Below are 24,889 nucleotides of genomic sequence, written 5' to 3' on the forward strand. Positions count from 1 at the left end.
GTAGATGAATGGATCAATTATCAGATGAATTTGATGCCTAATCACGGTTCACATTGCCAAGCTGCGACGAAATAAACCGATCCATCCAACCATTCAAGTAGGCAATATTAGCCGATTGATGGGTCGGGTCAACCGACTCCAGGGGATGGGGAGCCAAGCCACGCAGAGCTGCCGTGGTGACACAATACATGGACTTTTGAAATGATTGGCAAATTTTCACCAATAAATCGTCTTCATGGCGCAGGCTATTTTCATAGAATTGATGCAAATAATCGGGCACAAAATGCCGCATGTCCTGCATCAGGAGAGTCGGCGGAATGCCTGCGCCGCCCACGGGTAACGGGTCAGCGTAGAGCGCACCATAGGCAAAATCGCCCTGTTCGGTGGGAATGCGGGCCGCTTGGGCATTGTAGGAAATCGTGCCGCTGAAGGGGGTTCCTCGGAAAAAGACCGCCTCCACGTAGGGCACAGCCGCATCCATCAGGAAGGTCATCTTGGCCGATCGGGGCACAATGTCATAGGTCACCCCGCCCAATTCCACGGCATATTCAATGGGGGAATTGGCCCCCGCCACCAGACCATCTTGGATATGTTGAACGACTTGGGGAATGGTGGTGATTTTGCGGCGATCGTACTGATCTGAAAGGCTCATGAACATGTCGCTCATGATTCGCCAAAATTGCCCCAAAGCTCGGTAATAGGCTAATTGCCGCACTTGTTCTAGCAAAAACTCAGGAAAGAGCTGATCCATTCCCAAGACGATCGGGTTTTTGGCGAAACGGGCCCGAATCGCTTTTTTGGCAAGGGCAATAAATTCTGGTGAATCTAGATAGTTATCATATCGGCCGCCCCCATGCCAGAACATAGCCTTCATGCAATATTCGGCATATTCAAAATTGATTCGATCGTGCCGCCAATGTTTCAGTAACTTCGGTAGCGAAATTTCGCCATTAAAGTATTTAAAAAATGGAAAAAATCGCAAAAACTGATGCAGAGCAATATAGTTTAGGTTGTTAGAATAGGCATCTAAAATAATGCCGTAGCTATGCAAAATGCCCACCACTTCCAGCACGTTGCTGGGGCTGTCTTTCAGCATGGCTTCCCCTTGTAAGAGCCGCTCGATCGTGCTGTTTAGGGGATGGGTGGCAGTCATAGAGAGCATGGGTTGAAAACCTTAAGCTGGGGCAATGGTGTTGAAGTTCGCAGCTTGAATTCACAGCTTGAATTTGCGGTTTAAACTCGTGGCTTGAATTCATAGCTTGAATTCGCAGTTTGAATTCACAGTTTGGGAACTGACAATTCTAATGATCGGGTCTGATGATGGTCTGATTACTGATGATGATCTGATTATATGAGGATCCCAAAGGAGCAATCAGAATCGGCCGGCGGTTGGTGATGTTTGTGCCCGATCGCGGGGTGATGATGGGCGATCGGGCAGTGCCAAGCCCTGAAACGGGGCCTGAAGCGGTGATTATTTAGGGACTGTGATGGGCCGCTAGGGCGATCGCGGTGGTGACCGGCTCGCTCCAGTAGGCTAGCCAACTGGGTTGCAGACCAAACAGGGCGATCGGGACAGCCAAGGCAATGGCCGGGGCCCGATCGAGCCAACTCACCGAGGGCAAATTGGCCACCCGCTCCGTCAGCCGCCCAAAAAACGACTGATTCAGCAAAATCAGGAAATAGACCGCCGTTAGCCCCGTGCCAACCATGCAGAGCAAGGTATAGATCGGATAGGTGGGGAAGCTGCCTCGGAAGATCAAAAACTCCGCAATGAAGCCCGCCATTCCGGGAATGCCACTGCTGGCCATCACCCCCAACACCATCAACGACCCCACCACCGGCAACCCCCGTTGGGGATTAAACAACCCGCTGAGGGCGCTCAGTTGGCGAGTGCCCACCTTTTTATAAACAATCCCCACCAGCAGAAACAACAGGCCAGAAATCAAGCCATGGGCCACCATCTGAAATTCCGCACCCATGAGGCTGACGGGGGTGGCCGCTGCCGTCGCCAGCAAAATAAAGCCCATGTGCCCCACGGAACTGTAGGCGACTAGGCGTTTCATATCCCCATTGGCGATGCCTTCGGAAATGGCGGCAAAGGAACCATAGAGCACGCTCACCACGGCCCAGGCGGCCATCCAAGGGGCAATTTGGGTCCAGGCTTCGGGGAACATGCCCAACCCAAACCGGATTAAGCCATAGGTTCCCAACTTCAGCAGCACACCGGCTAGCAGAACGGAGATGGGTGTGGAGGCTTCCACGTGGGCATCGGGCAGCCAGGTATGGAGAGGAACCAGGGGAATTTTGATGCCAAAGCCCACCACGAGCAGCGCCAGCAGCAAGAGTTGGGACGCGGCGGGCAAGAGGGATTCGGGGGCGGTGGCTTGGGCGATCGCAAATTCCCGCAGGGGTTCATAGCCAAAGGTGCTGAAACCGGCGGCGCTGGCTAATCCTAGGAAGGCGGCCAAGATCAAAATTCCAGAAACGGCCGTGTAGATCAAAAATTTGGTGGCCGCATAGCCGCGCCGGGCCCCGCCCCAAATGGCAATTAGGAAATAGAGCGGGATGAGTTCTAGTTCATAGAACAGGAAGAACAGCAGCAGGTCTTGGGCTAGGAAAGCTCCATAGACACCGCTGGTGAGTAACAACAGCAGGCTGTAGTAAAACCGGGGGCGGTTGATGGCTTCGTTGGTGCTGAAGATGGCGATGCCGACCAGCATGGTGTTGAGCACCACCAGCGGGAAGGAGAGGCCATCGATGGCGAGGCTGTAGCTGAGGCCGAGTCGATCGATCCAGGGGAAGGATTCAACCAGGGACAGGCGATCGGTGCCGGGGTCAAACTGGGTCACGATCACCCCGGTAATAATCGTCAGGCCAATCCAGTTCAAGATGGCCGCCTGGCGGGCCTGGGTGGCGTTGACTTTGCCGGGCCAAAGGGCGATCGCGATCGCGCCGACAATGGGAATCCAAACCAACAAACTCAGCAGCACAGTTTTTGCCTCTCTGTCTCAGCAATCAATCATCAGCAACCAATCATCTATCTCAGCCATCAATCAGCCGTTTACTTGCCCGTGGCTCGCCCGTGACTTGCCTGCTATTCGCTTCTGAATCTTCCGTTTCTTGCCCACTGGGTTCCTAGAACCACAGTTGCGCCAAAGACCACCCAGCCAAGACCACCATCATGCTGACGCTGATCAGCACCACCAAAACGTAGCCTTGGGATTGGCCAGAGGTGCTATATTTCAAGCCCTCACCACCAAATAGGGCCGCTACCCCGACCAAATTCACCAGGCCGTCAATGACGTAGCGATCGATCCAGGCCGTGAACCGGGCCGCCGCCCCGACCACGAGGGCAATGGTAAACCGATAGATTCGATCGATATAAAAGTCGTAGGCCAACAGGTCTTGCAGGGCTGGAATCGGCAACTTCACCGGCCGCGCCACAACCCCAAAGCTATAGATGGCAATCCCGATCGCCGCGCCCAGGGCCGCCGAAGTCACCAGGGCGATCGTTTCTGTGATCGGAAATTGCAGCATTCCCACTCGGGTTAACAGCAGTTGCCACCGCTCCAACATCAAGGGAACCAACAGGGTCAGGACGATCGAGGACACGATCGGCACGGCCATAGTCCAGCCCACCTCCGGGGCCCGGCGAGTTTTGGGTTGTGTGGAGCCACCAAACACCAGCCCAAACACCCGGGCCAAGTTCAGTGCCGTCAAGCCATTCACCAACAAGACCACCGCGATCGACCAACTGGGCATGGCTGGCTCACTGAGCCACCGCTCCATGGCCCAAAAGGATCCCAAGGGCAACAGGGCGACCATTCCCATGGAGCCAGCCACAAAAGCCATAGTCGAAACGGGCATTTTTGACCATAGGCCGCCCATTTGGGTCATGTCTTGGGTGCTGGTGTTCAGAATGACACCGCCAATGCTGGTGAACAGAGCCGCCTTCGCGATCGCATGGGTCAGCAGCAACAGCAACGCCACATCCGTTTGTTGCAACCCCACCGCAATGAACACCAACCCCAGATAGGCGCTGGTGGTGTGGGACAGGGCCCGCTTCAGGTCAATTTGGGCAATTCCCACCAACGAAGCCCCGATCGCCGTCATGGTTCCCAAGGCAATGGGAATCGCCGACCCCAAGGGCGACAGGGCCAACACCGGAGCCAGCTTAATCAGCACATAGGCTCCACAGGCCACCACGATCGAATTCCGCATCAGGGAAGCTGGATTGGGCCCTTCCATGGCTTCGTCTAGCCACAGGTGCAGCGGAAATTGGGCACATTTGCCCGTGGGCCCCGCAATGAGGGCGATCGCCAGCAAACCTGCTTGCCAGTCCGTTAACTGAGCCGTTTGGGCCCAATCCGCCAAGTCCGAAAAATTCAAACTGCCGCTGAGGGTCGAAAGGGCCAATGTCCCCATCAGCAGCAAAATATCCCCCACCCGCTTGGTCAGAAAAGCATCGCGGGCCCCCGTAACGGCCAAGGGCTGTGCATACCAATAGCCCACGATCAGATAGGTGGAAAGGGTCAGCATCTCTAGCAGGCAGTAGCTCAACAGCAAAGAATCGCTAATCGCTAAGCCGCTCATGGCCCCTTCAAAAAAGCCCATCATGGCGAAGAATCGCGCTAAGCCCCAGTCCTTTTCCAGGTAACCCAGAGAGTAGACCTGCGCCACCAAACTCAGCCCCGTGACCAGCTCCATGGCCCCCAAACTGACCGGCGAAACCTCCAAGACAAAGGAGAGCTTGAAATCCGCCACCTCCAGCCAATTAAAACTGAGGTATTGCGCCTCCTGACCCCAAAACTCCCGAAACAGCCAACCGCCGTGGATGGCGGCCAAAATCGTCATCAATAGGTTGATGTAGGCGGCGGGCCGGGGCCCCGTGCGTCGGATGGTTCCCGTGGCCCAAGGCAGGGTCATCAACGCCCCAATCAAGCCATAGGCCGGCACAAGCCAGACGGTTTGCACCAGCCATTGAGTCAGAGGGGGTAAGGCGGTCATGGGCGATCGCGTTCAAGGTAAGGGTGAACAGGAAAATTTAAAAAGGCGCAAAAAGGCGCAATCAGGCGAAAAAGACAGCAATAGAGCTAAAAACAATCAGGCGCGAAACCGACGGCAAGTTGGCCGGCCATCGTTAAGCCTAGCAAGTGATTGGATCGGTTTTGATCCTCTGCGATCCTCAGTTTGGCATCCCCTGTAGCTGGGTTCGTGCCGCTGCCAAGGGAATTGCGCCCGGGGCGATCGGGTATTTTGACCCCATGGTCTAGTCGAGCAACTTCGGTTGTTCGGTTAGGGCCGGAATCCCTACGCCTTTAGGCTGGGGAGGATATCAACGTTGAAGACGATGATCCAATGTTTTTGATCATTTCATGCAAAGGTCATGCAAAGGCGTTGATGGGATGCCTTGGGCAATCGAGATCAACTTTGCAATTCCTTTGCAGGGGGATTAATTTTTCTGATTTTCTGATAAGCGAACGAGGGCTTAACCGCAAGTTATCAAAACGATTGAGATTAAAAAAGCTGATTGGGGACGCTTTTCACTACACTAGGGAATAGGCAAACTAGTTAGTAAAGCGTTCATTCCTGCCCAGGTAGCAATCCGTAACGAATCGTTGCGGGGCGAATTGCCTTAGGTGCTGCCCCCTGTAGCCTAATGCTTAGGGAGCCGTAACTAGGCTTGGGAAGTTCGTCAACGCTATTCTGCGGGGGAATCGCGGGTTTAGTGGGTTTTTTTACGAAAACCCGCGTTCTATCGTGCGTATTATTTCCAATTCTTGAGAAATAATGGCTAGCGCCAGATCCCCAAGGGGGGTACGATAAATGCCGCGATCGCACTAGCGCAGGGACGATCGTCCTTGGAAACAACCAAGGCGTTCTACAACATTCGCGTTTACGACACAACATAAGGAGTTCGGCAATGCCTATTGCAGTCGGAATGATTGAAACCCGTGGTTTTCCCGCCGTTGTGGAAGCCGCTGATGCGATGGTGAAGGCCGCTCGGGTGACCTTGGTGGGCTACGAGAAGATTGGTAGCGCCCGCGTGACCGTGATCGTCCGTGGCGATGTGTCGGAAGTGCAAGCTTCCGTGGCCGCTGGCGTGGAATCCGTGCGCCGCGTGAACGGTGGTGAAGTGGTTTCGACCCACATCATTGCTCGTCCCCACGAAAACCTGGAGTATGTGCTGCCGATCCGCTACACCGAGGCAGTGCAACAGTTCTCGGAATAGTCATCCAAGCGCGAAGTTGGCTGCGTTAGGCTTTGACGCAATTTCAGCGGGCAGCAGTTTTTAAGCGATCGAGCATGAGAATCAGTCGTCTCCATCAGCGGGCAAACCCCAGGCCACTGGGGGGCTTAAGCCATTGGTGTTGAGATCAAGGTTCCGAATGCACTGGCATGACGCGATCGCCCTATCGAAATTGGTTAAGACCTAACTTCATCCAACGGGCTAAAAATTTTTGTTTGGGTCTGATAACGACTCGATCGCACTGTCGGTTAGTCAGTGCTTGTCCCGATATTCCGAAACAATGCAATTTATTGAATTGCAAAGCGTTTTTAGAACTTTCTGATCGAGGCGATCGCTTCGATCAAGTCAGTGGCTAAAACGGATAGGAGTGTTGAGGGTGAGTCCTCGTAAAAAAAGCTTCAAAGTGCCTGTTGTTTTCGCGATCGTTCACAGTGCTGGTTTGAATCAGTTGCTATGCAAATTGCACGGGTCTGCGGCACGGTGGTTAGCACCCAAAAGGAACCCAGCCTACGGGGTGTGAAGTTTCTGTTAGTGCAGTTGGTCGATGCGGCCGGTCAGCTCACGCCGAAATATGAGGTGGTGGCTGACGGGGTGGGGGCTGGCATGGATGAATGGGTGCTGGTGGCCCGGGGCAGTGCTGCTCGTCAAGTGGAGGGGGGCGAAGGTCGTCCAATTGACGCGGCGGCCATTGCGATCATCGACACCGTGAGCGCTGAGAATATGCGCTTGTACAGCAAGAGTGATGAAGACCGGCTGCTGTTGCCCAATAATGCCCGGTTGCCGAATTAGGGTCACCAGTGCGGAGTTACCAGGAATGGTCTAGGGACTTACTTCTAGGTCTGTTCCAGGGATTTGCAATTAAGGGTGGCTAATGGCAATGGGGACTCATGGCAGCTTGGGTGAATGGCAACTGAAGTGCGGCGATCTAGTGGTCAGGTCAACTCAATGGAGTCACTTGATCATCTAAATCAACGACATGGAAGGCAGCCAGTTTGGCCCTGCCAGCCTGGGTCGCAAACGCAGCCACCTGCACCGCGATTGAGTAGGAAGCTTCCTGGTTGCAGCATTCGCTAGCGAATCGCAGCAATTGTTAGTGAAGTCGTGACGGAGGTTTTAAGCATGGGATCGCGAGGGGCAAATGGAACGGTTATTGATCGGAAGTCACTGGCTTCCGATCAATCCGTGCGGCCCGCCATCCATCCCACGGCTCAAGTTCATCCGTTCGCCAATGTGGTTGGTCAAGTAACGATCGCCGCTGGGGCAAGGGTGGGGCCAGGCACATCGGTGCGAGCCGATCGGGGCGCAGCGTTCCACATCGGTGCGGGGGCATCGGTGGAAGATGGAGCGTTGATCCATGGGTTGGCCGACGGCTGTGTGTTGGGGGATGACGGCCAAGATTATGCGGTTTGGATTGGTGAATCGGCGACAGTATCACACCTGGCGCTGATTCATGGCCCCGCCTACATCGGCAGCGATTGCTTCATTGGCTTTCGATCGACCGTGTTTAATGCGCGGGTCGGCGATGGCTGTATTGTGATGATGCATGTGCTGATTCAAGACGTGGAAATTCCGTCGGGGCGTTATGTGCCGTCGGGTTCAACGATTCTGACGCAGGAACAGGCCGATGCGTTGCCGGTGGCTCGGGAGCGCGATCGGGAGTTTGTGCGCCAGTTGGCCGGGTTGGATCATTGGCCTGAGGGGGCGATCGCCAACCCGACGGGCAATTGGCCCGCCAACGGTTCTGCTGTTCAAGATTATCGTTCTGAAGGTTCTGGGGGTTCCGTGGTTACGACGACGTTGAGCGCCGAGTTGGTGCAACAGGTTCGCCAATTGCTGGCTCAGGGATACCAAGTCAGCGCTGAATATGCCGACGCACGCCGCTTCCGGGCCAATGCCTGGACGAGCTGCGCCCTGCCGCGATCGGCCTATGAAAGCGACGTGCTGACGGCCCTAGAAGGCTGCCTGCGTGATCACGCGGGTGAATATGTGCGGGTGATCGGAATTGATCCTGCGGTTAAGAAACGGGTTTATGAATCGGTTGTCCATCGCCCGGGCGACAAGGTGGGTCAAGGCACGGTCACCAGTGCCAAAGCCGGCCAACCGAGCAGCAACGGCAACGGCTCCAAAGCTCCGACCAGCAATGGTGCGGTTGGTGGTGATTTGGCCACCCAAGTGCGCCAACTGCTAGCCCAGGGCTACCAAATTGGTACGGAACATGCGGATCCGCGCCGCTTCCGGGCCAATGCTTGGACGAGCTGCAAGCCGATCGACTCCACCAGCGAGTCCCAGGTGTTGAGCCAGCTCCAAGGCTGCTTGACCGACCATGCGGGCGAATATGTGCGCCTGATTGGGATTGATAAACGGGCTAAGAAGCGCGTTTTTGAATCGGTGATTCAACGGCCCGACGGCTCCGGAGCCAAGGCGGTGACCGGTGCTTCGGCAGCCGCTGCCAGCAATGGTGCAGCGGTGGCTACGGGTGGCATTTCGGCGGAGGCAGCAGCCCAAATTCGGCAACTGGTGGCCCGGGGTTGCAAAATCACGGCGGAATTTGCCGATGTGCGTCGCTTCCGAGCCAACGCTTGGACAACTTGCGGTTCGGTGCAAGCCACTTCGGAACGGGAGGCGATCGCGTCCTTGAGCGCCTGCATGGCCGAGCACGCCACCGCCTATGTGCGTTTGGTGGCTGTGGAACCCGGCAGCAAGCGCCGCGCCGCTGAAATCATTGTTCAGCGTCCCGGTGTGCAAGCGGCCAACAATGCGGTGAGCTTCAGCGCTCCTGCGGCGGCCAGCACCAATGGCTCTGCTCCGGTGAGTGCCGGAAACGTGCCCGCTGCCGTGGCCCAGCAAATCCAAAAGCTCCTGAGCCAAGGCTACCGAATTGGCGCTGAATATGCCGATGCGCGTCGGTTCCGGGCTAATGCTTGGACGAGCTGCGGCGGACTGGAAGGCTCCTCGGCTAACCAAGTGCTGGCGGCCCTGACGGCTTGCTTGGCAAATAACCCCACAAGCTACGTGCGTGTGATTGGCATCGACCCGACGGCCAAGAAGCGCGTTTACGAAGAAGTGGTTCAGCGTCCCGGTCGCTAAGACCCGGAGGCCCCCATCCCCCTATTCGGCTGCCGCATGATGACCCTGCAACCGCTACATCCGGTGGACGATCGCCAGTCCTGGATTTCCGGCGAAGTGACGCTTGATCCAACGGCGACGATCGCCCCCGGGGTGCTGTTACAGGCGGATCCGGGCAGCCGAATTACGATCGGCCCCCACGTGACGATCGGGATGGGCGCAGTTGTCCATGCCTGTCAAGGGGGGCAGATTGTCCTGGAAGCCTCGGCCCATCTGGGGGCCGCTGTGCTGCTGATTGGCGCGGTACGGGTGGGCCGATCGGCTTGCATTGGCCCCAGCACAACTGTTTTGAACCAGTCGATCGCCCCTGGTCAGCGAATTGCGCCGGGTCAATACTTAGGAGATTCAGACCTAGGAGATTCAGACCTAGGAGATTCAGGAACTCAAAATTCAAATCCGGGAAATTCAGGGGCTGAAAATCCAGGGGCTAAGAATCTAAATACGGGAGATTTGAGGGCTGAAGATTTACCGGCCGCCGCTCAGTTCAACCAGAGCCTGATCGCCCCCAGCCCGCAACCAACCGCCCCGGTGACCGACGACCCGCCCGATCCGTTGCCCTCTCCCTGGGATGAGGACGATGAAGAACGCCAGGATCGGAGCGGCCGTTTCTATCGCCCGGGATTTTCCGGAAGTCCTTTTCCGCCTGCACCGCCCGCCGCGCCGCCTTTGCCGGAACCCGTGCCCTACCAAGCACCGCCGGGTTTGGCCCCCGGTGTCAGCCCCATCCAGCCGCGCCCGATCGCCACGCCAGCCATTCTTCCCGGCACTTCAGCAACCTCAACCACTTCAGAGCCGCTGACCTCGACACCGACTGTGGCCGAGCCGCCGCCCACCCCAAGCGCGATCGTTACCCAAACCACTGAGCATCAAATTGTGGAGCAAAAGGTGGAAGTCTATGGGCGCAGCCACGTGAATCGGTTGCTGTCCATGATGTTTCCCTATCAGCAATCCCTGAACGGAACCCATGGAGCCGGTCAACTGCCCTCTGCCCACTCGCCAGGCGCGGATGATCGGGATGAACCCTGAGTCCCTGTTCACCCGATCGCGCCAATCTATGTGGCGGGCCGAACCCGTGGCAGGCCTAAGATAGAGGCAGCAATGTTCTGAATTGCCCCGATCGTTCCCCTTGCGTCCCTCCCTTTTCTCCGATGACCGCTGCCACTCCCGCAAATCAATCTGCCCTCGGCATGGTCTCAACCCGCAGTTTTCCGGCAATTGTCGGCACTGCGGACATGATGCTGAAATCTTCGGGGGTGACCCTGGTGGGTTTCGAGAAAACCGGTAGCGGCCATTGCACCGCGATCGTGCGGGGCAACGTTGCTGATGTGCGAATTGCCGTGGAAGCTGGCGCAGAAACTGCCGGACAATTTGGGCAACTGGTGGGCAAAACCGTGATTCCGCGGCCGCTGCCTAACTTGGATGCGGTGTTGCCGATTCGGCCACCCAGTTGGGACGCTTTGGCGGAAATGCCCCGCAGCCCGTTTGCTAATCAAGCGGTGGGCTTATTAGAAACCGTCGGCTTTCCGGCCATGGTGGGAGCCGCCGATGCCATGCTCAAGGGAGCCGATGTGCGGTTGGCCGCCTACGAGACGATCGGGGATGGCCTTTGCACCGCCATCATTCGCGGCTCCGTGGCTGACGTGGGTATGGCGATTCAAATTGGCATGGCTGAAGCAGAACGGATTGGCCAACTCCATGCGGTGATGGTGATTCCCCGCGCCTTGGAAGACTTGGAACGGGCCTTGCCCTTGGCGGAACATTGGCAAGCGACAGTGGAAACTCGCCGAGCGATCCCGATCGAGCTGCATCAAGTGGAGCGGCGGGTGATGCAACCGGTGGCCCTGCCGGAGCTGCAACGCTTAGAACCGGTGGAGCTGCCGATGCGTGAGCCTCAGCAGTTGGAACGCTTTGAGGAGCGCCTCTAGGACGCGCTTGGGTTTCGTGATGGTTGCCTGATTGAAGCCAATCTGCATCCGGCCAAGCTGCAACCAGCCAAAACCTGCAAATTGAATAGCCAAGTTAATCGCCCCTGGGCATGATGATTGCGCCAGGGGCTGATTTTAGCGACGGGCCGTTACCGTGCCCGTCAAGTTGGCCAGTAGGGTTTGCACCGCCGCATCATACTGGGGATCGACCCGATCGGGGGCGGATCGATCCCCAATCGGCAGCGGGGGTGGGCCATCAATGGGGCGATTCGGCTCAATGCCGGCTTGGTTGATATCCCGGTGAGATGGGGTTTCATATTTAGCAATGGTCACCGCCAATCCGGAGCCGTCGGCCAAATCAAACAGGGATTGAATTAACCCCTTGCCAAAGGTGCGTTCGCCCACCAATTGGGCCCGGCCGCTATCTTGCAGCGCTCCAGCCAAAATCTCGCTGGCGCTGGCGGTTCCCCGATTCACCAATACCACCAACGGCGCGTCGGTGAGGGCATTGCCGCTGGCCTCAAAAGAGTCGAACACCCCTTGGCGATTCACCGTATAAACGATCGGCCCGCTATCAATCCATTGTCGGGCGATCGCAATGCCCGCCTGTAGCAGTCCGCCGGGATTATTGCGCAGATCGAGCACAAACCCCTCAGCCCCTTGTCGCGACAGTTGCTTGATGGCGGTGGCCATTTCCGCCGCTGCGTTGCCATTGAACTGGCTGAGGCGCAGGTAGCCAATATTGCGCCCCTGATCGCGCCGCAACTCCGCCACTACCGGATTAATCGCAATGCGATCGCGCACCAAGTCGTAGTCCTTAGGTTCCGGTTCCCCTGATCGCTGAATTTGCAATCGCACCTGACTGCCCGAGGGGCCGCGCATTCGCTCCGCCGCTTCATCCAAGCTCATGGCCTTGGTGGGGATGCCGTTAATGCTCAGAATTTGATCCTGGGGCAAAATTCCCGCGCGATCGGCCGGTGAACCCGCCAAGGGAGCCACCACCGTCAAAGCGCCCGTTTCGGGATCGAGCGCGATTTGTAACCCCACCCCGGTCAGTTCCCCGGAGGTGTTGGTTTGCAAACTGCGATATTGCTCCGGCGACAGGAATCGGGTGAAGGGATCCCCCAAGACCGCCAGCATTTCTTGAATCGCTCCATAGGTTTCCGTTCGATCGCGCAAGGGCTTTTTCAGCGCCTTTTCACGAATCCACCACCAGTTTTGATGATTAAACGTGTCGTCTATATAAGCGCGGTTAACAATTCGCCATGCTTCACTCAGCAGCTTTTGCTCCTGGGTCATGGCCCAAGCGCGATCGGTGGGCCCACCCAGCCACAGCAGCAGCACCCATAACCCTAGGAGGAGTCCAACCCTAAATGGTTTTTGAATCAGATTCTTAAGCATGAAACCGATCCTAACTGCTGAAAGGGGCTTCCTCAAACCCTACCCAAAATTGTTTAACTTGCGCGGTCGAGTGACAACCCGGCCCGGCGCGATCGCCCCCTGAGCCATCCCCTTCCTGAGAATGGCTTACGGACTCCCCGGATGGGTCAGCGCCATAGCCAGGCACTCCCGAAGGCAAAGTAAATCCCCCCCTCCGCGCGATCGCACCACTGATCGGGTCTCCGTATCAGGTTGGGAGGATTTCCAGTGTGTTAAATTTTTTAAAAAGCGCCATGCATTTTTAAGTTTCAGCCTCATCCGTTTCCAGCAAGGGACTCCGCAGCTATGTCGAAACTGTACGAATGGTTCGACGAGCGTTTGGAAATCCAAGCACTCGCCGACGACGTGACGGACAAGTACGTTCCGCCCCACGTCAACATCTTCTACTGCCTGGGCGGTGTCACGCTGGTCTGTTTCCTGATCCAGTTTGCCACCGGCTTTGCCATGACCTTCTACTACAAGCCCACCGTGGCAGAAGCGTTCTCGTCGGTGCAATACCTCATGACCGACGTGAGCTTTGGCTGGCTGATCCGCTCCATCCACCGCTGGTCTGCCAGCATGATGGTGCTGATGATGATCCTGCACGTCTTCCGCGTGTACCTGACCGGTGGTTTCAAAAAGCCCCGCGAACTGACCTGGGTAACGGGTGTGGTGTTGGCCGTGTTGACCGTTTCCTTCGGTGTGACCGGCTACTCGCTGCCCTGGGACCAAGTGGGCTACTGGGCTGTGAAGATCGTGTCCGGCGTGCCTGAGGCGATCCCGGTCGTCGGCTCGACCATTGTTGAACTGCTGCGCGGTGGCGAAAGCGTTGGCCAAGGCACCCTCACTCGCTACTACAGCCTGCACACCTTCGTCCTGCCCTGGATGATCGCCGTGTTCATGCTGATGCACTTCCTGATGATCCGCAAGCAAGGGATCTCGGGCCCCCTCTAAAGATGCGCTACCGGGTGTGGCTGGCTTGGTGCTCATTCGCCGGTTGTTGAGTTGTGTATCACCGTCTTGAACTCCCTCGGGAGCTTTTTTAGGATTGGTCTTCAGGATTGGTCTTAAGGATCGTTCAGGATCGGACTAAAGAACACAGGGAGCAACCGGCTCCACCCTTGTCCCACCTGCCGTTTTAAATTCCCTTCACGGAGAAGCGTTTAGCGATGTCCATCCTCAAAAAGCCGGATCTGAGCGATCCGAACTTGCGCCTGAAGCTGGCCAAGGGCATGGGTCACAACTACTACGGTGAACCCGCTTGGCCGAACGATTTGCTCTATGTGTTCCCGGTGGTGATCCTGGGAACCTTCGCCCTGATGGTGGGTCTGGCTGTGCTGGATCCGGCGATCGTGGGTGAACCGGCGGATCCGTTTGCCACGCCGCTGGAAATTCTGCCGGAGTGGTACCTGTATCCGGTGTTCCAAATCCTGCGGATTCTGCCGAACAAGCTGTTGGGTATCGCCTGCATGGGCGGCATTCCTCTGGGCTTGATGCTGGTTCCGTTCATTGAGAACGTGAACAAGTTCCAAAACCCCTTCCGTCGTCCGGTGGCCATGGCTTCGTTCCTGTTTGGAACTGCCTTTGCCATCTGGTTGGGTATCGGCGCAATCATGCCGATCGACAAGTCCCTGACCTTGGGCCTGTTCTAAGGCAGCGGGTTTGCTGGACAACTGCTGAGACTGATTGCGGCGATTAGTTGCTATCAGTTGCCATTGATATCAAACGGGGCGATCGATTCAGTTCGATCGCCCCGTTTTGATTGGGTTCTTGATTGGATTCTTGATTGAATTTTTGCTTGGTTTGAGCTTTCTGTTTAGTTTCATCTTTCTATTGCTGGCTTAAGCTCAAGTGCCGAATTGCCTATTTTGGTTGTTGTATTCCGTTTTTGTATTCTAAAGATCTTGTCTTGAGCTTAGCAAACTGATAAGCGGCTTTCGTTTTGCAGAGCTAATTGAGAATTCCCTGATTTTTAGACCGTTTTTGAGCAAATTCGATTGACTTTCCCTGGGGGCATGAGTATCATCTTGCTCAATAAATCCTAAAAGCCGATCGGAATACCGGGGTTTATAAAAAACAGCCTGCCCCCCTTCAGCCAAGCACCATGCGATTGTCTCTCCTCCAATCCCTGCAAGCTCTCCGCTCACAGCTCGACCCCCTGAACTCAAAGGCCCAGCGCCTTGGCCGTCGCACAGCCCTGCGATCGATCGCCCTGGCCGTGGCCAGCGGACTCAGTGTTTTGGCACTGTCGCCCACCAGCACCAATGCGGCGAGCGCACGCCTAGGCAATCCGTCTCCCCAAAATCAGCCGTTACAAATTAGCCAGAACAAGCCTGTAGAAATTACCTTGGTGACCTATGCCGTTACCAGGGCTGCCTACGACAAAATCATCCCGTTGTTCGTGGAGAAATGGAAACGCGAACAGGGGCAAGAAGTTGTTATTAATGCTAGCTATGGCGGCTCCGGATCTCAAACGCGCGCGGTCTTGGATGGTCTAGAAGCGGACGTGGTAGCGTTGGCTTTGGCCGCAGATACCAAGCGCCTAGAAAAGGGCGGTTTGATTAACCCCGGTTGGGAAAGTGAAGCGCCCAATAATGCGATCGTGACGCGATCGGTGATTGCGTTCGTTACCCGTCAGGGTAATCCCAAGGCTGTGCGCAATTGGCCAGACTTGCTGAAGCCTGAAGTCAACATCATTACCGCCAATCCCAAAACTTCCGGGGTGGCTCGCTGGAATTTCCTAGGCCTTTGGGGTTCCGTTACCCATACCGGTGGCAGCGAAGAACAAGCCTTGGACTATGTGCGGCAGGTTTATCGCAAGGTGCCGGTGCTGCCCAAGGATGCTCGCGAATCATCGGATGTGTTTTTCCGGGCCAATCAAGGCGATGTGTTGCTGAACTATGAAAACGAAGTGATTTTGGCCGGACTGCAAGGTCAACAATCCCTGTTTTATGTGGTTCCACAAACCAACATTTCGATCGACACGCCTGTAGCAGTGGTTGACAAAATTGTTGACCGTCGTGGCACTCGGGCGGTGTCGGAAGCTTTCGTGAAATTCCTATTCACGCCAGAAGCCCAACGCGAATTTGCCAAAGTTGGCTTCCGTCCTGTGGAGCCTGGTGTTGTCCGCGAGTTTGAAAATAAATTCCCCAAGGTGAACAAGCTCTACACGGTCAATGATTTTGGCGGATGGGATGCCGTCAATAAAAAGTTCTTTGATGAGGGTGCAATCTTCGACCAAATCTATACCAACCGCTAGTGAAAGATGCTTTTGAGCAACATCAAAAGTAATTAACTTTCTGGAGTGGCCTGACTAGTTTGTTGAAGAATGTCGAGGTTAACTCAAAGGCAGTTTTTGCAAGTTCACGAAAATGAGTGAATTTGCGAAGGCAGCCTTTCCTTGTAAGCAAAGACGTTAACCTCGAATGACTTCTCTGATGATGTTGTGTGGTCTTGTTTGCCTTCATTGCTTGCCTCTAGTGAATTATCTCGTCAATTGACGTGACGCTTCCTTCCTCGCTCCCTAATCGTGGCTTTACCTAAACTGTTTCCTTCATTACCGAATTTGGACTCTCTGGCTTTTGAACGAAAGACCGGAGAGTTTCAGCCCTCGATCGAGGTCGATTTGGCGGCGAATCCTGATGACGATTCCCCCGAGGCGATCGCTTGGTTGCATGTTTTAGAAAGTCCGGTTCCGCAATCGAAGGGTTTGTTTTGGGGCACGATGGCGTTGGCATTGGGTCTGCATCTTGTGCTCGGCTTCATTTCCACTGGAGATGAGGCAAAAGCACCGCCCACCAATCCTCAAGAGAAAAAGGTGCGCATCGTGCAGTTGCCCATGCCGGGCCAGCCGATCGCGAAGGCAGCCCCCCTGACACCGGCACGACCCACACCGCCCGCGCGATCGCCCATTCAACGACCAGCGACTAATCGCCCCCCTGTGCGCCCCGCCCAGCGGCCGATCGTGCAGCGGCCTCGCCAAACCCCGCCACCCGCGACGACCCCGCCTGCCACCACCGCACCCGCGACCACTGCACCCGCGACCACCGCCCCACCCGCCACCGGAGCCAACCCCTGGCAAGACTTTCCACAATATCCAGGGGCGAAACCAGGCTGCTTTAATTTGCAGTCTTGCCTCAGTACGGGCACATCTCTGGCGGAAGTGTCGCAGTTTTTCCAAAAAGAATTGGCGGCTCGCAAGTATTCAGTTCAACCGGCTAATGGTAGTGCCAACGGCGGGATTGTTTTGCAGGTTTCCCGTGATGGGTTAACGCAATTTTTGAGCATTTTGAATGCGGAGGAATTGGGGGCAATTTATGTTTTGTCAGAGCAGCCTGTTGGCTTGGGAGATTTGACCAAGGCGATCGAAGTGCCGAATGAAATCTACAGCGTGCTGAGTGGTTTGGCGGCAGAGGATGCAACCGCCGCTCAGTTTGCTCAACCCAATGATTTCTTCCCGGCTGGCACGGCTCGATCGGAAATTGCTGCCATGAAGTTTGTGGCTGGCGAAGATCCCACGACGTTCTTTGATGCCTATTTCCGCACCAACCTGGTTAACAACGGCTTTGATCCCCAAGAAACCAATCAGCAATATGGCGGTGGTTTTGTTTATCGCGTGAAAAAAGCCAGCTTGGTGCTTTACCTCAACCTAGTACCAACGGCTGACAACAGCGGCACGATCGTGGTTGTTTGGCGGGTTGCACCTCAATGAGACATTAACCCAGCCGCACAAAACCAGAATTACCTGGGCGATCGCTTGTTTAATTTCCAATGATCACCTTCCACAAAATATGGATTCATTGATCGCCCGATCGTAGCCATTGTTCAGGAACCCAAATAGGAGCTAGGAATCGATGTCGAATTTGTTTCAGTTGATTGCTGTTGGTGGGCCGGTGATGATTCCCATTGTCGGGATGTCGATCGCCACGGTGGGTTGTGGATTAGAGCGATCGTGGTTTTGGTATCAACTGTTGAGCCGTGAAGATCGAATTGTGCGGGAAGTCTTAGAAGCCGCCCATTACAATTTGGCAGATGCAGCAGCGATCGCCCGCCAAGCCAAGGAATTGCCGATCGGGCGGTTTTTATTAGCCCCTTTGCGGCTCCAAGATCCCACCCCAGAAACCTTTCGTCTCGCCCTGGAAACAGCAGCCGATCGCGAGTTTATTGAAATGCATCGTGGGGACAAACTCCTCGAAAGCGTTGTGGGCATTGCCCCGCTCCTGGGTCTGTTGGGAACAGTGACTGGCTTGATTGCCACCTTTGCCAACCTCAACATCGGCGGCTCTGGCGGTGCGGAAGAAGCCAGCAAAGCAGCAGCCGGGATTGGGGAAGCCCTCACCACAACGGCCGGAGGAATGATCGCGGCGATTTTAGCCTTGAGTATTCTCAGAATCTTAGTGACTTTCCAAACTAAGCAAATGCAGTACTTTTCCCAGGTAGGCGCTGCCCTCGAACTGATTTATCGGCAGGTCTGGTATGAAGCCAACCGAGATGATTCAAACACGAATGTGTCAGAAGCAGAATCTGACTCAAACTTGAATGGCATCAATCTAAGATCTGAAAAAACTGCAACAACTAACTAACTCATGCCAAGTTAAGTTATGAATAAAGCTTGATCGATGCAGAGCGCAAAACAGTTTTCTAGGAGCACATGATATGTATTCCCGCAATCGTCGTAATCAGCCTTCTTCGCAGATTCCCGAGGTTAACTTGGTGCCCATGATGGATGTGATCATGACCATTTTGACCTTTTTTATCATTGTCTCCATGACCTTGACGGGGAATAATAGCGCCCTGAAAATTAACCTGCCCAAGGCAGATGCTCCCCCAGCCAGCAAAGAAAAAACGCCCGACCCGCTGATGGTGAGCCTGTCCAGTACTGGGCAAATTTCGGTGGGTAGCCAACTGGTTTCCGAAGCAGATTTGATCTCGCAGGTGCAAACCTATTTGAGCAAAAGTCCCGAAGGTGCTGTTTTATTAAAAGCCGATAACAAAGTTGCCTATGAGCAACTCGCCAAACTCTTGGGTAAGTTGCAGCAAGCCGGGGGCGATCGCGTGTCATTGGCGATCGAGTCACCCTAGAGGATTATTTGAAAAAACTTTAATTTGACTGGAATCTTGATCTATTTCACTATTTATTGATCATGCTAATTAGTGCTCGATCGGCGATCGCCCTGGCTGGCTTGGGGCTGCTTCTAGGAGGCTGCTCCAAACTCGACACGGAAAAAATTTCCGCTCAAATTCAGCAGGAATTACTCAACGCCAAAGTACCGGTCAACCAGTTGCGTTGTCCAGCAAATTTAACCCCTCGGACGGGGCAAACTTTTGAATGTGTGGGCAAGCTGGAACCGGAGGGCAATTTCTTTGTGGCTGTGACCCAAGTGGACGATCGCGCCACCATTCGTTGGGAAGTGATTAACTCTTGGCGGCTGTTGGATTTAGGTTCTTTGCAGACTGATTTACAGACAGCCTTAGCGGTTCAAGAATCAACCAGCGGCACCAGCAACAGCCTAAAAATTGACTGTGGACAACCCTATCGAGTGGTTTCACCGGGCGATCGCTTTGAATGCCAAGTGATTGGGGCGGGCCAGGTGCGATCGATCACGGTGGATGTGCGCGATCAGGGGCAAATCACCTGGCAAACGCCCCCGCCGGCCTTGACGGCCCAGCGGCCCAGCAATCTACCAGCCCAGGCGATCGCCCCCGAAACCAGTTCCACCCCCGCCAGCACCGATCCCGCCACCGCCACCACACCGGCTGCCCCGCGTTCCGCCCCGGCGGCTGCCCCAGCTCCCGGCCCAGCCAAGGATGCAACCGGCTGGACAGAATTAGCCGACTAACCGGCCTGGGTTGACCTGGGGAGATTCCGGCGTTTAATGGCCAACCCAAATCACTTCGGGGCCGTCTTCGTCATCTTCCCAGTCTTCGTCCTCGTCAAAGTCCTCATCATCAAACTCAACCCCATCACCGCGCAGGGGGCGATCGAGCAGGGTGGGCAACTCCAAAACGACGGGGCCCAACTGATCCAGCCAATCCCAAACCCGCTGCAACAGCCCATCCAAGTTATGGCGGGTGGCGGCGGATACCTTCAGGATCGGTTCCGGGTGGTGGGGTTGCAGCTCCTCGATCAGGGTATCTACCCAATCGGCATCCACCGCGTCCACTTTGTTAATGGCTAGGATCTGCGGGCGATCGGTCAGGCCGCGCCCATAGGCCTGTAGCTCGTTTTGAATCGTGTGATAGGCCGCGATCGGGTCTTCTCCTGTCGCATCCACCAAGTGCAACAGCAGCCGTGTCCGTTCAATGTGCCGCAGGAACTCATGGCCCAGACCCAAGCCCTCGTGGGCCCCTTCAATCAAACCAGGAATGTCCGCAAATACCGTGCCATCGCCCGTGGGCCGGCGCACCACGCCCAAGTTCGGCACGAGGGTGGTGAAGGGGTAGTCGGCAATTTTCGGCTTGGCCGCCGAGAGCGCGGAAATCATCGTGGACTTGCCCGCATTCGGCAGCCCCACGATCCCCACCTCCGCCAGCAGCTTCAGCTCCAAATACAGCCGAAATTCTTCGCCGGGTAACCCAGGCAGGGCCAGTTCCGGTGCGCGGTTCCGGTTGCTCAAAAAATGGGCATTCCCGAGGCCGCCCTTGCCCCCTTTGGCGATGCAAATCCGCTGGCCGGGTTGCACCAAATCGGCCACCAGTACCCGGGTGTTGGCATCATAAACCGCTGTTCCGCAGGGCACTTCCACCACCAAATCTTCGCCGCTGCGGCCGGTGCAATTGTTGGGGCCGCCGCGCATTCCGTCTTGGGCCTTGAAGCGGGCGTTGTAGCGAAAGTCCAATAGGGTTTGTAGGCGATCGGTGGCGACAAAGTAAACGGAGCCGCCCCGGCCCCCGTTACCGCCAGCGGGGCCCCCGGCGGGCACATATTTTTCCCGACGAAAGGCAACGATGCCGTCGCCCCCGTTGCCAGCTTGGACGACGATTTCTGAATGATCAATAAATTGCATGAAATAGTGGCGCGAAATGACGGGAAAGCAGCATTGGGGAGGTCCAGCAACCCTAGCCGGGGATCGCAGATGATCCGGGGGATGAAGGCTCGCGATCGAGCTAGCGGTGGCTTTGGGTTGGGCGGAGATCCCCGATCGCCCCCAGAACCCACCTAGCAGTAGGGGGTGATGTCTTCACCACAGTCGTCTGCCAAGTAGGAGAGAGCACGGAATCGCAACCCCATGAGCTGGTCGTAGAGTGGGTTGAGCTTGCACATGGGGGGAATGTGGGCCAGCTTGCGCCCAAAAACGACCACATCCCGCTCGAAGGGGCATTGGGCGGGGATCATTTTACAGAGAAAGTGCGCAACTTTGGGATTGTGAATTTCCAAACCATCGAGCCAATGGCGCACGGGGTTGAGCACATCGCCCCGGTGTGGGTCGGGGTGGGTCTGAATCGGCTCGGCGCAATTGAGGGTTTGTTGTAGGGCTTCAAAGGCAGGAATTTTGCGGCCAAGGGCGGTGCTGAACTGCCGAATGAGCTGATCTTCAGAGTCGGAGTAAATGCCGTCAGCGATCGCCACCATCACGGCGGTGCGCAGGAAGTTGTCCGCGTGGTGGGGGTCGTCTCCGAGTTCGGCGGCCAGTTCTTCGGGGGTGAGGGGTTCGAGGATGGCTTCGGGGTCGAGGGTTTCGTGGGTGAGGGAGGTGATGATTTCCCGTTCTTCTTCATCAAGGTGACCATCGGCCCAAGCAACGGTGGTCAGGCCTCGCAACCACAGCAGGGTACGAACGCGATCGGATGGTTCTGCCACAAGAGTCATAAAAACTGACACCTAATCGCAACTTTGTGTCTCAATCCCTTTGTGTCTTGATCAATATCCTAAGAGGGGCGATCGCGCCCTGGCCCGCAGTACCCACTTCTCTTAACAACTGATCTTTGAACAACGGATCACAACTGTTTTAACAACTGAATCTGGCTGGTGAATTTGGCCAAGGAATTGGGCTGATCGGTTGAAACTATTGGGCGGCTGGCGGGGGTGGCTCCGGCTCAGTGCGCGAATCTGAGTGAATTTCCGAAACTTTACTGACCAGGAATACGAGCCGGAACGGTTGACCCATGGCTTTTTCAAGAAATTCTTCGAGCAATTGGGCTTGAAAGGGCGAAATGCTCTCGGCCGATTGAACGGTGAGGCGAACTTCTGGTGGGCTGGCCAGCCAGTTAACGCTGCTGTCAATGAGCTTTACGCGCCGGAAAGTGAGGGTTCGATCGAGCAGGGCTTGGCGCAAGCTGGCTTCTAGCCGGGCCTGGCGCACCAGTTCGGAAAAGCTGTAGGTCAACGGCACGGCTAACAGTAGGGTCATGCCGACGATCGCGGTCATACCGTGGCGGCCGGTTTTCAGGGGCAGTTCCCCCAGAATCCAGAAGGTTAGCGCCGCCGCCAAGGCAATGCCACAGAGGTTTGTCAACAGCAGTAGGGCGGCCCCTTGGGCCAACAGACCATAGCCCTGGGAAATGGCGAGACCAACGGTACAGGCGGGCGGCATCAGGGCCACGGCGATCGCGGTTCCTGCCACGGTTCCCGAAACCTTGGGCTGCACCATGGCATAGGCGCTGACCGCTCCGGCCACGAGGGCCACGCCTAAATCCAACAGGTTGGGATTTCCCCGGGCCAGCACTTCACTGCCAAAGGCGGGAATGCCCGCCAACCAGCCAACCAAGGCAGACAGCCCGATCGCCAGAAACACACCACAACTGAGCGACCCAAAACCCCGCCGAAACAGAGACCAATCGCCCGCCACAACGCTCCAGGCGATCGCCCGAATGGGCAACATCAGGGGAGCGATGATCATGGCCCCAATGATGACGGCGACGCTGTTGGCCAGCAGTCCAAAGGAGGCAATCAGACAGGCCGCGAGGACTTGGGTGAGATAGGGGCGATCGATCCGCGCATCTTCCCAGAGCATGTGATTGAGCTGGGCCGATCGCTCCGGTGACAAGCGCTGCCACTGAATCAGCCGCTGACGGGCGGCCTTGCCCCATTGCCAAAGGTCAGACCGGCTAGCCCGCCACCCCCCTTGCCTGATCCACCCCGACTTGTGCTGCTTTTGTGCCATGAACTGGCTCCTGATTGCTGGACTGCTGTGGGATTGGGCAGGCTCCATTATCGATCGCGCCCGCAGGAGGTTGACGGCGCGATCGGTGCGGTGCGATCGGGGGGGATGGAGAGGATTTGGATGCCCAATCCGCGTCGGCTGTTGATTGGCAGCGATTGGGGGCATGGAGGGGCGATCGGAACTGTCATCGGAACTGCCAATCGATCCCAAGCTCAGGGCATGGTTGGGGTAATCTTTAAAGAGGATGCAAAAAAATTTCATGTTTCTTTAGCTTCCAGGGATCACGATTCAGGTCTGAATTCCTTACCCTGTGGAATTGACCCGCTGGAATTGCCCCTGTGACGTTGGGCGAACAGACCGCCTAACGCCATCGCCGCCAATTGCCTCTCACTTGCCACCCGCCTGGGGTTAAACCATGGCCCTCGACTTGCCCGATCGCACCACAACGGACGCTTCACCCGCACCCATGCCACCGACCCCGATCGATGACGAGATCCTTGATCTGGATGACGAAGCCCTTGACCCTGGAGATGACCTGTGGCTCCCGGGAACTGCTTGGCTGAGCGGCCCCCGGGGGTTGTTGGTGGGACTGGGGGCGGGGGTGTTGGTCAGTTTGGGGGTGAGCTTTGCCCTGGGAGGCCGCAATCCCCAAGCGCAACCCGCCGTGGCCCAACAGCCCGCGACGGCCCCCGCGCCCCCGGCGACCGGCAGCGAACAGCCGGTGACCATTGCCACCGCAGAATTGGCCCAAGTGAGCCGGACGATCGAAGCCAGCGGCACGATCGAGGCCCGCGAGCTAGTGCCCGTGCAACCGCCGGGTACTGGGCTAAAGGTGCTGCAAATTTTGGCCGATGAGGGGCAAGTGGTGCAGCAGGGGCAAACCCTGGCCATCGTGGATGATTCCTTGTTGCGCACCCAGTTGGGTCAAGCCCGCGCCCAGGCCTTGGAAGAGGAAGCGGCCCTGGCAAAGTTGCGCAGTGGGTTCCGGCCGGAGGAAATTGCCCAGGCCCGCGAGGCGGCCCGCCAGGCTGCGGCGGGGGTCGATCGCGCCAGAGCTGACCTGGCCCTTTCAAAATTGCGAGTCGATCGCAACCAGTCCTTGGCTAATGAGGGGGCAATCTCGCGCGATCGCCTGGATGAAGTGATTACCCGGGCCCGGGGCGACGAGGCGGCCCTCGAACAGGCCCAAGCCCGCTTTGCGGAAACCCAGCAGCGTTACCGCCAGTTAGCCACCGGTAACCGCCGAGAAGACATTACCCAAGCAGAAGCCCGCTTTTTGCAGGCGCGTGGCCGGGTGCGCCAAATTATGGAGCAACTCAAAAATTCGCGAGTCTTGGCTCCCGCGCCGGGGGTGATTGTGAAGCGGGAAACCACCGTGGGCAATGTGACGGCCAATACGCCGCTCTTCCAAATTGCAGCGGTGGGCAAGCTGGAACTGCATTTGAAAGTTCCCGAAACCCAACTCCGGGGTATTCAGCCGGGGCAACCGGTGCAGGCGATCGTGGATGCCACCCGGCAGGTGATTAACGGTCGGGTGCGCGAAATTGACCCCACGATCGACCCCCAATCCCGCCTGGCCACGGTCAAGGTGGAGCTGCAACCCTCGCCGGGACTGCGCACGGGGATGTTTTTGCGGGCCGCCGTGGGGGTTTCTATGGGTCGCGGCTTGGCGATTCCGGCCAAAGCGGTGTTGCCACAGCCGGATGGCACGGCGATCGCCTATCGCTTGAACCCCGACAACACGGTCAGTGCCCAGCGCGTTGAAGTGGGCAAGGTGCTCCCCGATGGGCGGGTGGAAGTGCGCAGCGGCTTGCAAGCGGGCCAAGGAGTAGTGGTCAAGGGTGGGCCCTACCTGAAAGATGGCGATCGGGTGCGTGTGATGCCCAATTAAATGCCCCGATTAATGCCCGCCGATTAATGGCTCAAACGCCTGTTGATCAAGTACCTGTTGATCAAGTACCTGTTGACCAAAGTGCCCATTGATCAAGGTACCTGTCGATCAAATGCCCGTTGTATCGATATTTCCAGATGCCTAATGCCGTCACTTCGGACGAACGGATTTTTGA

Annotated in this window: 20 protein-coding genes; 13 read left to right on the forward strand and 7 right to left on the reverse strand. The window is 56.5% G+C overall.

Translation table 11 applies throughout. From position 1 onward, the window contains the following. Positions 1–37: 37 nt before the first annotated feature. From H6G52_RS05540 to H6G52_RS05550, 3 genes are all read right to left on the reverse strand, one after another. Complete coding sequence (locus H6G52_RS05540) at positions 38–1,162, reverse strand: CO2 hydration protein (protein ID WP_190526984.1); 1,125 nt, start codon at positions 1,160–1,162, stop codon at positions 38–40. A gap of 313 nt (positions 1,163–1,475) precedes the next feature. Further along, positions 1,476–2,987 (reverse strand): NADH-quinone oxidoreductase subunit M, encoded by a 1,512-nt coding sequence (locus H6G52_RS05545; protein WP_190527171.1) that lies wholly within the window; start codon positions 2,985–2,987, stop codon positions 1,476–1,478. Between the two features lie 148 nt (positions 2,988–3,135). After that, positions 3,136–4,989 carry an NAD(P)H-quinone oxidoreductase subunit F gene (locus H6G52_RS05550; protein ID WP_190527173.1) on the reverse strand — a complete coding sequence of 618 codons (1,854 nt, stop codon included), beginning with the start codon at positions 4,987–4,989 and terminating at the stop codon, positions 3,136–3,138. 934 nt (positions 4,990–5,923) lie between these two features. Here H6G52_RS05550 and H6G52_RS05555 point away from each other — a divergent pair. From H6G52_RS05555 to H6G52_RS05575, 5 genes are all read left to right on the forward strand, one after another. Beyond that, positions 5,924–6,232 (forward strand): carbon dioxide-concentrating mechanism protein CcmK, encoded by a 309-nt coding sequence (locus H6G52_RS05555; protein WP_099533298.1) that lies wholly within the window; start codon positions 5,924–5,926, stop codon positions 6,230–6,232. A gap of 471 nt (positions 6,233–6,703) precedes the next feature. Beyond that, entirely contained in the window at positions 6,704–7,039 is a 336-nt protein-coding gene (locus H6G52_RS05560) for a EutN/CcmL family microcompartment protein (RefSeq protein ID WP_099533297.1), read from the forward strand. A gap of 312 nt (positions 7,040–7,351) precedes the next feature. Beyond that, entirely contained in the window at positions 7,352–9,337 is a 1,986-nt protein-coding gene (locus tag H6G52_RS05565) for a ribulose bisphosphate carboxylase small subunit (protein WP_370567675.1), read from the forward strand. 36 nt (positions 9,338–9,373) lie between these two features. Further along, complete coding sequence (locus H6G52_RS05570; protein WP_190526986.1) at positions 9,374–10,402, forward strand: hypothetical protein; 1,029 nt, start codon at positions 9,374–9,376, stop codon at positions 10,400–10,402. Positions 10,403–10,524: 122 nt separating this feature from the next. Further along, complete coding sequence (locus H6G52_RS05575) at positions 10,525–11,301, forward strand: BMC domain-containing protein (RefSeq protein WP_099533294.1); 777 nt, start codon at positions 10,525–10,527, stop codon at positions 11,299–11,301. 135 nt (positions 11,302–11,436) lie between these two features. Here H6G52_RS05575 and ctpA read toward each other — a convergent pair whose 3' ends face one another. Continuing rightward, positions 11,437–12,711, reverse strand: a complete 1,275-nt coding sequence (gene ctpA / locus H6G52_RS05580; RefSeq protein WP_370567161.1) for a carboxyl-terminal processing protease CtpA — start codon at positions 12,709–12,711, stop codon at positions 11,437–11,439. Positions 12,712–13,026: 315 nt separating this feature from the next. Between ctpA and petB the strand changes: the two genes are divergently transcribed. The 7 genes from petB to H6G52_RS05615 all read left to right on the forward strand — a co-directional run bounded on the left by petB (position 13,027) and on the right by H6G52_RS05615 (position 19,559). Beyond that, positions 13,027–13,674, forward strand: coding sequence for a cytochrome b6 (gene petB, locus H6G52_RS05585; RefSeq protein WP_099533293.1), 648 nt, complete (start codon positions 13,027–13,029; stop codon positions 13,672–13,674). A 215-nt stretch (positions 13,675–13,889) separates the two neighbouring features. Further along, positions 13,890–14,372, forward strand: coding sequence for a cytochrome b6-f complex subunit IV (gene petD, locus H6G52_RS05590; protein WP_099533292.1), 483 nt, complete (start codon positions 13,890–13,892; stop codon positions 14,370–14,372). Positions 14,373–14,824: 452 nt separating this feature from the next. Then, positions 14,825–15,979 (forward strand): sulfate ABC transporter substrate-binding protein, encoded by a 1,155-nt coding sequence (locus H6G52_RS05595; RefSeq protein ID WP_190526988.1) that lies wholly within the window; start codon positions 14,825–14,827, stop codon positions 15,977–15,979. Positions 15,980–16,249: 270 nt separating this feature from the next. Further along, the gene (locus H6G52_RS05600) at positions 16,250–17,431 is read left to right on the forward strand and encodes a hypothetical protein (RefSeq protein ID WP_190355498.1); all 1,182 of its coding nucleotides are present in this window, start codon (positions 16,250–16,252) and stop codon (positions 17,429–17,431) included. A 142-nt stretch (positions 17,432–17,573) separates the two neighbouring features. Further along, positions 17,574–18,302, forward strand: coding sequence for a MotA/TolQ/ExbB proton channel family protein (locus tag H6G52_RS05605; protein ID WP_190526990.1), 729 nt, complete (start codon positions 17,574–17,576; stop codon positions 18,300–18,302). Between the two features lie 73 nt (positions 18,303–18,375). Further along, entirely contained in the window at positions 18,376–18,801 is a 426-nt protein-coding gene (locus tag H6G52_RS05610; protein WP_099532899.1) for a biopolymer transporter ExbD, read from the forward strand. A 62-nt stretch (positions 18,802–18,863) separates the two neighbouring features. After that, on the forward strand, positions 18,864–19,559 hold the full coding sequence (locus H6G52_RS05615; RefSeq protein WP_190526992.1) for a DUF4333 domain-containing protein: 696 nt from the start codon (positions 18,864–18,866) through the stop codon (positions 19,557–19,559). Between the two features lie 33 nt (positions 19,560–19,592). On the opposite strand, the gene obgE is transcribed toward H6G52_RS05615, so the two are convergent. The 3 genes from obgE to H6G52_RS05630 all read right to left on the reverse strand — a co-directional run bounded on the left by obgE (position 19,593) and on the right by H6G52_RS05630 (position 23,084). Continuing rightward, entirely contained in the window at positions 19,593–20,726 is a 1,134-nt protein-coding gene (gene obgE / locus H6G52_RS05620) for a GTPase ObgE (protein ID WP_190355502.1), read from the reverse strand. 152 nt (positions 20,727–20,878) lie between these two features. Continuing rightward, the gene (locus H6G52_RS05625; RefSeq protein WP_190526994.1) at positions 20,879–21,529 is read right to left on the reverse strand and encodes a Mo-dependent nitrogenase C-terminal domain-containing protein; all 651 of its coding nucleotides are present in this window, start codon (positions 21,527–21,529) and stop codon (positions 20,879–20,881) included. A 196-nt stretch (positions 21,530–21,725) separates the two neighbouring features. Beyond that, positions 21,726–23,084, reverse strand: a complete 1,359-nt coding sequence (locus H6G52_RS05630) for a DUF389 domain-containing protein (RefSeq protein ID WP_242026223.1) — start codon at positions 23,082–23,084, stop codon at positions 21,726–21,728. Between the two features lie 154 nt (positions 23,085–23,238). On the opposite strand from H6G52_RS05630, the gene H6G52_RS05635 reads away from it, so the two are divergent. Next, positions 23,239–24,714, forward strand: coding sequence for an efflux RND transporter periplasmic adaptor subunit (locus H6G52_RS05635; RefSeq protein WP_190355503.1), 1,476 nt, complete (start codon positions 23,239–23,241; stop codon positions 24,712–24,714). Positions 24,715–24,889 lie beyond the last annotated feature (175 nt).

Origin of the sequence: Limnothrix sp. FACHB-881 (assembly GCF_014698135.1) — a bacterium.
In the GTDB taxonomy this organism is placed as follows: domain Bacteria; phylum Cyanobacteriota; class Cyanobacteriia; order CACIAM-69d; family CACIAM-69d; genus CACIAM-69d.

Bases quoted from the DNA above. Each gene is read 5' to 3' on its own strand.
- obgE (WP_190355502.1), bottom strand. From the start codon at position 20,726: ATGCAATTTATTGATCATTCAGAAATCGTCGTCCAAGCTGGCAACGGG.
- H6G52_RS05615 (WP_190526992.1), top strand. From the start codon at position 18,864: ATGCTAATTAGTGCTCGATCGGCGATCGCCCTGGCTGGCTTGGGGCTG.
- H6G52_RS05540 (WP_190526984.1), bottom strand. From the start codon at position 1,162: ATGCTCTCTATGACTGCCACCCATCCCCTAAACAGCACGATCGAGCGG.
- H6G52_RS05555 (WP_099533298.1), top strand. From the start codon at position 5,924: ATGCCTATTGCAGTCGGAATGATTGAAACCCGTGGTTTTCCCGCCGTT.
- H6G52_RS05625 (WP_190526994.1), bottom strand. From the start codon at position 21,529: ATGACTCTTGTGGCAGAACCATCCGATCGCGTTCGTACCCTGCTGTGG.
- petB (WP_099533293.1), top strand. From the start codon at position 13,027: ATGTCGAAACTGTACGAATGGTTCGACGAGCGTTTGGAAATCCAAGCA.
- H6G52_RS05570 (WP_190526986.1), top strand. From the start codon at position 9,374: ATGATGACCCTGCAACCGCTACATCCGGTGGACGATCGCCAGTCCTGG.
- H6G52_RS05635 (WP_190355503.1), top strand. From the start codon at position 23,239: ATGGCCCTCGACTTGCCCGATCGCACCACAACGGACGCTTCACCCGCA.
- H6G52_RS05610 (WP_099532899.1), top strand. From the start codon at position 18,376: ATGTATTCCCGCAATCGTCGTAATCAGCCTTCTTCGCAGATTCCCGAG.
- H6G52_RS05575 (WP_099533294.1), top strand. From the start codon at position 10,525: ATGACCGCTGCCACTCCCGCAAATCAATCTGCCCTCGGCATGGTCTCA.
- H6G52_RS05560 (WP_099533297.1), top strand. From the start codon at position 6,704: ATGCAAATTGCACGGGTCTGCGGCACGGTGGTTAGCACCCAAAAGGAA.
- H6G52_RS05595 (WP_190526988.1), top strand. From the start codon at position 14,825: ATGCGATTGTCTCTCCTCCAATCCCTGCAAGCTCTCCGCTCACAGCTC.
- H6G52_RS05630 (WP_242026223.1), bottom strand. From the start codon at position 23,084: ATGAAATTTTTTTGCATCCTCTTTAAAGATTACCCCAACCATGCCCTG.
- H6G52_RS05605 (WP_190526990.1), top strand. From the start codon at position 17,574: ATGTCGAATTTGTTTCAGTTGATTGCTGTTGGTGGGCCGGTGATGATT.
- petD (WP_099533292.1), top strand. From the start codon at position 13,890: ATGTCCATCCTCAAAAAGCCGGATCTGAGCGATCCGAACTTGCGCCTG.